Annotated in this window: 10 protein-coding genes; 3 read left to right on the plus strand and 7 right to left on the minus strand. The window is 40.4% G+C overall.

The features are described from left to right. Positions 1-287: 287 nt before the first annotated feature. From AACX33_RS03425 to AACX33_RS03435, 3 genes are read right to left on the minus strand one after another with little or no spacing between them, the layout of a single operon-like run. Positions 288-707, minus strand: a complete 420-nt coding sequence (locus AACX33_RS03425) for a hypothetical protein (protein WP_194001246.1) — start codon at positions 705-707, stop codon at positions 288-290. 15 nt (positions 708-722) lie between these two features. Further along, positions 723-1,355 carry a hypothetical protein gene (locus AACX33_RS03430; protein WP_194001244.1) on the minus strand — a complete coding sequence of 211 codons (633 nt, stop codon included), beginning with the start codon at positions 1,353-1,355 and terminating at the stop codon, positions 723-725. Position 1,356: 1 nt separating this feature from the next. Then, positions 1,357-1,638: a hypothetical protein gene (locus AACX33_RS03435; protein WP_194001242.1), complete on the minus strand. Its 282-nt coding sequence runs from the start codon at positions 1,636-1,638 to the stop codon at positions 1,357-1,359. Between the two features lie 103 nt (positions 1,639-1,741). Here AACX33_RS03435 and AACX33_RS03440 point away from each other — a divergent pair, with 103 nt between their 5' ends. Then, positions 1,742-1,882 carry a hypothetical protein gene (locus tag AACX33_RS03440; protein WP_194001240.1) on the plus strand — a complete coding sequence of 47 codons (141 nt, stop codon included), beginning with the start codon at positions 1,742-1,744 and terminating at the stop codon, positions 1,880-1,882. A gap of 58 nt (positions 1,883-1,940) precedes the next feature. On the opposite strand, the gene ftsH3 is transcribed toward AACX33_RS03440, so the two are convergent. From ftsH3 to AACX33_RS03460, 4 genes are all read right to left on the minus strand, one after another. Next, entirely contained in the window at positions 1,941-3,779 is a 1,839-nt protein-coding gene (gene ftsH3 / locus AACX33_RS03445; protein WP_194001238.1) for an ATP-dependent zinc metalloprotease FtsH3, read from the minus strand. Positions 3,780-3,896: 117 nt separating this feature from the next. Then, complete coding sequence (locus AACX33_RS03450) at positions 3,897-4,670, minus strand: aminotransferase class IV (protein ID WP_194001392.1); 774 nt, start codon at positions 4,668-4,670, stop codon at positions 3,897-3,899. 70 nt (positions 4,671-4,740) lie between these two features. Next, on the minus strand, positions 4,741-5,529 hold the full coding sequence (locus AACX33_RS03455; protein WP_194001236.1) for a hypothetical protein: 789 nt from the start codon (positions 5,527-5,529) through the stop codon (positions 4,741-4,743). Positions 5,530-6,061: 532 nt separating this feature from the next. Beyond that, positions 6,062-6,361, minus strand: a complete 300-nt coding sequence (locus tag AACX33_RS03460; protein ID WP_006198089.1) for a 30S ribosomal protein PSRP-3 — start codon at positions 6,359-6,361, stop codon at positions 6,062-6,064. Positions 6,362-6,551: 190 nt separating this feature from the next. Between AACX33_RS03460 and AACX33_RS03465 the strand changes: the two genes are divergently transcribed. Together AACX33_RS03465 and AACX33_RS03470 are read left to right on the plus strand one after the other, a co-directional pair. Further along, positions 6,552-7,364 (plus strand): TIGR01548 family HAD-type hydrolase, encoded by an 813-nt coding sequence (locus AACX33_RS03465; RefSeq protein ID WP_194001234.1) that lies wholly within the window; start codon positions 6,552-6,554, stop codon positions 7,362-7,364. Positions 7,365-7,644: 280 nt separating this feature from the next. Next, positions 7,645-7,767, plus strand: a 123-nt coding sequence (locus AACX33_RS03470; RefSeq protein WP_227789431.1) for a helix-turn-helix domain-containing protein, incomplete at its 3' end; no start/stop codon positions are given.

Consider the following 7,767-nt stretch of genomic DNA (forward strand, 5'->3'; position numbering starts at 1 on the left):
CTATGCATTACCCGGATCTTTCTTAACATTTGCGAGAGCGATCGCTCTCCAAATCGCGAAGCCTTAAACCTACGTTGTCCATTCTCAATAAAAGCAGGTTTTTAGCGAGAATAGCCAAGGCTGATTTGTCAAGCCAGTCATAAATTCCAATCCTTATGAACCTTACAAAACAAAGGTTTCAAGATTGTTAAGAATTTTGTGGGTAATGGATAGCCGCAAGCGAGGAGGGGAGAAAATTTAATAAGGTAAAACGGATTCGGGCAATTTTGAATGTATAAATATTCTAACTACTCATTTGTTGAGTCGGTGATATCTTTAATGATGTAATTATTCTGAACACACTCAGTAAGTAACTCGGCAATTAAAAGGTCATCAGCATCATGGAAAATACCACAATGAGGCAAATTTTGTTCCTTATAAGATATTTTTAATGATATTTCTTCAAAAATATATTCTTTGGATTGTTGTATATTAATAACAGCAAATGAACCATTAGCTTTACAAATGAAACCTGTTTTTGTCCTCATATATGTTATGACTTCTATAACATTTTTTATTTCCGTTTCTTTTTGAAAAAATTCAAGTAAATAGACAGACAAATATTTTTCCGTACTTCGTTTTTCAAAAGCAGAACTCTGTACTATTCCGTTTTCTAAGGATGAAGGTTTACAATAGCGCGTAACATTGCCAGTTTCGACCTCTGTCATTTTTAGATTTTTTGTTTATATTTGTTGATGTATTTTTATATTTAAATCATTAAGATAATCAATTAGATCCATAGCATTCATCGAACCATTCAAAATAATTCGTTTACTTGTATGCGAACTTGGCTTAAAGATAACATAGTCTAAAAAGTAATCTTTTTGGAATCTTAGAGTTATCGAATTATTCCTATCTATTTGCCATTTTACATAAAAAAGACCAGTTTCACTTACTGTGATACTACTAGGCTTAGAAATATTTCTAATTGTTCCAATAAATAAAAACATTGACTTTAGAGATTCTAAAGCAACATCATAGTCTGCTTCTAAATCACATAATTCTTTTAATTCACTAATTCGTTTAAAAATATAATCATCCTTCAATTTGATAACATCAATACCATATTTCAGGATATCTTCAAAGGTTGATAATTTATCTATTTCATCTATTTTAATTGATTGAGTTTTTTGTTTTTCTAGATTGTCTGGTTTATGTTCTTTAATTCTATTTGTTAAGTTTTTGGTTTTCAGTAAAATTTTGTTTTCATTGAATGTATGAAATCCCAGAGGATATTTATTTTCCTTTGGTTCTTGTATAAAACAATATGGACTGCTGTACTCTTGATATTTTTGATTAATGGGGGTTAGTTCCATCTTACTCTTCCATTAATTTTTCAATTTCATCTGAAGTTGGTATCTTTTGATTTGTCTTATCTTCAAATCCTCTCAGAGCTTCATCTAGAGAGCTTAGAAATGATTTTGCTGTAATATGAGAAGCATTGAGTACAACTTCTGCTTTTCCATTGCGTCTTAATAAGATTAAAATATCATTTTTAGATACTCCAATAGCAAACTCGTTGAAATAGATACTGTTTAATTCACCAGATTTTATTATCTCCATCATACTTTGTTCTTGATCGTCTTTTCCTGAATCCATTATCCTACCTCTTAGTGGTATAGTTGATATTGTGAGTTTGGTGGAGAGAATGAAACCCAACAATCACCAATCTTTTAATTAATTATGGCATATTGAGCAGTGTTTGGCAGAATTTGTGAAACGGTTTGGTGTCAAAGCTAAATTAGTATTACTGATATTGCAAGAAGTTCGGGAAATTCAACCCCATTATCAACCTTATCTTTGGGATTTGTTGATTCCTCACGAATTTTGTACAAAAAAATAGGGTAGTTCTGGAAAACCCAGAACTACCCCAAATCTAGTTAAACTGCAACCAAAGTTAATTAAGCAAAAGCAGCAGTTTTGACATCATTATTGGTCAAAATTTCTTGCAGTTCGTCGGAATCTACTGTTTCTTTCTCCACCAGCATTTTCGCGATTAGATCAAGAATGTGGCGGTTGTTAACTAATACTTCTTTAGCGCGTGTATAAGCTACATCCACCAGTTTACGCACTTCTTCATCAATCGCAGCAGCAGTTTCTTCGGAGAAATCACGCTCTGACATGATATCTCTACCTAAGAACATATTACCTTGCTGACGACCCAAGGCGACTGGCCCCAAGCGATCGCTCATTCCAAAACGAGTAATCATCTGACGCGCCACACGGGCTACTTGTTGCAAGTCGTTGGAAGCACCTGTAGTTACTTCTTCATCACCAAAGATTAATTCTTCAGCTAAACGACCGCCTAAAGCTACAGCCATTTGATTTTCCAGATAAGAACGGCTATACAAACCTGTATCCATCCGGTCTTCACTGGGAGTAAACCAAGTTAAACCACCAGCACGACCGCGAGGAATAATGCTGATTTTTTGTACTGGGTCATAGTCGGGCATCAAAGCACCAACTAAGGCGTGACCAGCTTCGTGATATGCCACTAAGGTTTTGCGCTTTTCGCTCATTACCCGGTCTTTCTTCTCTGGGCCAGCTAAGACGCGATCAATGGCATCATTGATTTCATCCATGGCAATTTCAGTTAAATTGCGTCTTGCTGCCAAAATTGCCGCTTCGTTGAGCAAGTTGGATAAATCTGCACCGGTAAACCCAGGAGTCCGACGAGCGATTTTATCTAAGTCTACATCCTTGGCTAAGGTCTTACCACGGGCGTGAACTTTGAGGATTTCGCTACGTCCAGCATAGTCGGGACGGTCTACAACTACCTGACGGTCAAAACGACCTGGACGCAACAAAGCTGCATCTAAGACATCAGGACGGTTGGTAGCGGCAATAATGATAATGCCAGTATTACCTTCAAAACCATCCATTTCGGTGAGTAACTGGTTGAGGGTTTGTTCCCGTTCATCGTTACCACCGCCTAAACCTGCACCCCGTTGACGACCTACAGCGTCAATTTCATCGATAAATACGATACAAGGAGCGTTGGTCTTCGCTTGTTCAAACAAATCGCGGACGCGGGAAGCACCCACACCGACGAACATTTCTACAAATTCCGAACCAGAGATGGAAAAGAAGGGTACACCAGCTTCTCCGGCTACAGCACGAGCCAGAAGGGTTTTACCTGTACCAGGAGGGCCAACTAATAATACACCTTTAGGAATTTTTGCTCCAACTGCGGTAAAGCGGTCGGCGTTTTTCAGAAAGTCTACTACTTCGTTTAATTCCAACTTGGCTTGGTCAATACCAGCGACATCGCCAAAGGTTACTTGTGTTTGTGGCTCCATTTGCACTCTGGCTTTGGATTTACCAAAGTTCATTGCTTGGTTACCAGGCCCACTTTGAGCGCGACGTAGCAAGAAGAATAAACCCACCAGAAGCAATACAGGGAAAAATAAACTGCTCAGTGCCTTAAACCAAAATCCTTCATCAGTTTGCGGCAAAACAGAAATATCAACGCCCTTTTCACTCAAATTATTGATTAAATCTGGGTCATTGACTAAAGTCACTACTTTTTTGTCACCATCTCTGGAGGTAACAAGTGCTGTAGAGCGGTCTGCACTCAGACTGACTTTATCTACACTGCCTTTGTCAACTTCTTGAATAAATTGACTGTATCGCCATACTTCTCTAGTTTGAGGTTGTTTGTCAAAGAATGCTGTTCCTAGAGCAATGACAACTATAAAAAGCAGCGCATACAGCCCCGCATTTCTCCATCTTTTATTCACTGAGGTATATCCTCCTGTATTTTTTGTGAGTTAGCGTAGCTTCTCTGATATGAGAGGGCATTATTAAGAATTATGTTAACTTATCTTAAGGTATAACATAACGGTGCGGCTGTCATGTTAAAAAAGTCCCCTGATTTGTTGCAAACTAGGATGGTAGGGATTATATTGTAGCGACCCTGTGGGCTGATGAACGGTATGAATGGGGATAATTTCCACCACACTATTAGTGTAGGCGATCGCTTCAAATCCCCGAACTAACTCGGCATTCCAAGGTAACTCACGCACCACTGGCAGGCATTTCATCAATTGCGATCGCATAATTCCCGGTAAAATCTCCCCTGTTAATGGTGGTGTCCACCAACTACCATTCTGCCACCCCCAAAGGTTACCTGTGGTAGTTTCTAGCCAATTGCCTGTAGCATCGATGAAAATAGCCTCCTGAGAATTTAACTGTTGGGCGTGAGTCTTCGCCAACCAAGCACTCAGATAGTTGCCAGTTTTATGAGAAGGAAGACTACGATAAAAGTTCGACATTGCCAGAGTTGTGGTAATACCGTGTTTTTGTTTGGCGATTAAATCCGGTGGTAATAACCTCCCAGTTATCCACTCGCGACCATCAGCAAACAGAGTAATTCTCAGAATTGGGAAATGTTCCGCCAGAATTTCTGCACCTTGACGCACCAGATTCCAGTTTGGTTCTCGCCAACCAAAAGATTGTAAAGAGAAAAGTAGGCGATCGCAGTGTGCCACCCAGTTAGTTAAACTACTATCGAGGCAACTTCCATAAATCCGCACTGTTGTAAACACCGTCGCCCCATAAAGTAACCCCGGATCGTTAATATCTAATTCCAGGGTTTGAGATTGTATCAGTGTGCCGTTATACCAATAAATAAGACTAACCTGCTATATAAAACTCTTGCTCTCCCCTCCTCCCTTGCACTGGAGGGGCTGGGGGTGGGGTTCATTCATCTGAAGGAGGGAATGAAATCATATTACCTTCTGGAGTACTAGTTACCTTTCCGCCCAAAGCCTCAATTTCACGAATAGCTCTTTCAGTAACCTTTTCATCAAATTGATTATTTAGTACCATTACCCACGCAGATATTTGCGCGTTTTTACTATTAGGGTTTTTACTTAGGAATAGAGAAGTTTGCTGAGATATGCCAGCGATTGTTTGACTTTCTTGATCTGAAAAATTACTAGCCCATTTTGCCGCAGTTGCAAAAGATTGCTCAGAAGATTTCGTATCTCCTAAAAATAATAACTCATCAATTCCTTTATAACGCCACACATAATAGGACCTTTGCGGAACCCAGGGAGACAACGACTCTAAACCCTGATCCATGATTTCTACAGAGCGTTCTGGCATTCCAGCGTAAATAGAAGCACCAGTAGAAAGACTCAAATAAGCTGCTAAAAATCGTGGGTCGCGTTCTAAAACAATTTCCAAATATTCTGGAGTCAGGCGATAACCTGTTTTTTCACGAGATTCATCATCACCAAAGTATTGCAAATAATCCAGATAAACCCAATTTGAGATCAAATTACCATAACCAAAACTGGGCATTTTTTTGAGAAAATTGAGCCGAGTCGTTTCCGTATTAATTTCTCTTTCTAGAACATCTAAGGAGATATCTTGTTTGCTTCTTAACAAAGTTTGTAGTTGAGGAAACTGAATCAAGCCAACTCCCAACAGACACAAACAACCTACCAAAGGTGTAATCAGAGCTTGACGAGATAAAAATAACATATTTAGCTTGTCTATATAGATGCCAAATCTCAAATTCAAAATTGATTGACTTGGGTGAAAGTCTCCCTTCTCCTAAGCAAGGCTACGGTGTACACACATCCTAATCCAGAAAGGCTTTCCCGTCCTAAAAACAGGGTTTAAGCGGAAATCCAGTTCCCCTCCTCGCTTGCCTACCGTGTACACACAAGTGATCGAATCGCCCCCTAACCCCCAATTCTGGGGGAACAAGAATTTTCAAAGTCCCCCAAACTTGGGGGATTTAGGGGGCTAAACAGGCTCAAACGCAGACAGGCAGGACTTGTGTGTACACCGTAGCCTCGCTTGCGGGGAGGGGCTAGGGTAGGGGTGTTATGACACAAAAGACAATTTCCCGACTTGTGTGTAAACCTTCTCCTTAGCAAGGAGAGGGGTAGAGGGTGAGGTGGGTGTATTTTATTAAATCCGCATTCGGTGAACGCTGAGTAAAAACAGCGCCTGGGGCGCTGCTAATTTCAACATATTATACTACTCAGCACTCACGATGTTGCACTCTTCAGGCGCTACCTGTGAAGGCAACTTCGGGGAACTTCAATTGAGCTTCTGCCATTGGTCGTCTTCTGCCTTCCTCTTGCCAGTAGTTAATGACTTCTGTGGCTTTATTCAGCAATTCGACACGATCTAGGTCAGTAATCCAGTGCTTGGACTCTAATTCCTTTTTTAACTCTTCCCAGGCATCATTTCGAGGCCAGAAAAAATACTTAGTTAAAGGACTTGTGCCTTTGCCTACAACTTGATCAACTGCTAGAGCAACGTTTTCGTCTAACCAAAGGATTTTCAGAATAAATTGGGTCAATCACACCTCCGGGGAATATCTGGGGATTATTACTAAGTTATTGACCGCACAGTTGGAAATGATGCCCACTGTACGTGCTTTGCAATCGCTTATTTTAACGCAATACCTGACCAGATGACCAAAATAGTCTTTGCAAATTGCTTGACCATGACCGATTAAAATTTAATAGCTGCTTTCATCTACCAATTCCATGACTGAAAAATCTTCCGCAACAACTATTGTTGTTTTCGATATTGACGGTGTTGTGCGCGATGTCGGCAATTCCTACCGCCGAGCGCTGGCGGACACTGTAGAGCATTTTACCAACACAGCCTATCGTCCCACGCCAGGAGATATTGACCAGCTAAAATCAGAAGGACTCTGGAATAATGATTGGGAAGCTTCCCAAGAATTTATTTACCGCTACTTTGAATCTCTGGGACAAACTCGCCAGCAATTGCAACTGGATTACAAAACTATTGTCGCCTTTTTTCAATCTCGTTATCGAGGCACAGACCCAGAAAATTGGAATGGGTATATCTGTGATGAACCTTTATTATTACAACCCAACTATTTAGAAAAACTCACAGAATCTGGAATTGACTGGGGATTTTTCAGTGGTGCTACCCGTGCTTCTGCTACCTATGTTCTGCACAAACGTCTGGGTTTACAGTCGCCAGTGTTAATTGCGATGGAAGATGCGCCAGGTAAACCAGACCCCACAGGACTATTTGCCACTATTCGCTTATTAGAGACAGAAATAAATAATATGTCAGCAATCATCTATGTGGGCGATACCGTAGCTGATATGTATACCGTCAGAAAGGCGCGAGAGATGCATCCTCACCGGACTTGGATTGGTGTGGGGATTTTACCACCTCACGTCCAGGAAACAGCAGCCCATAGTGATGCTTATAGCGAAACACTACTAGCCGCAGGTGCAGCAATAGTTTTAAGTAATGTTGAACAGCTAAATCCAGTCAAAATAGCAGAACTATTATGGGGAGTGGGGAGTGGAGAGTAGGGAGTGGGAAAAAGCCTTTTTTAGTTGTACTCAGTTTTTAACTGTTACGCCGTAAGTCCCCCACTGAATTTGGGAAGGACGAATCAGTGGTGGGATATAAGGTGGGTGATAACGATTGCATCCAGTATTGCTTTTTTGCTAGGCAAAAACAAATACTGGATGTATGTTCGCGTAGCGGCACGTAGTGCGGAATCACCAATTATTTTATTTTATTTTATTGGGCTATTTTACCGCCATATCCATTTGTGGTAAAGTATTGCTACCAAGGAGGTGATATTAAGTGTTACACAAAGCGGTTCTTGTCCGTTTGTATCCATCAAAAGAACAAGAAATACAACTAGCTCAAGCATTTGGTTGCGCTCGTTGGTGGTGGAATTACGCTCTAAATAAGTCAATTGAAACT

This window comes from Nodularia sp. LEGE 04288 (assembly GCF_963896525.1).
In the GTDB taxonomy this organism is placed as follows: Bacteria; Cyanobacteriota; Cyanobacteriia; order Cyanobacteriales; family Nostocaceae; genus Nodularia.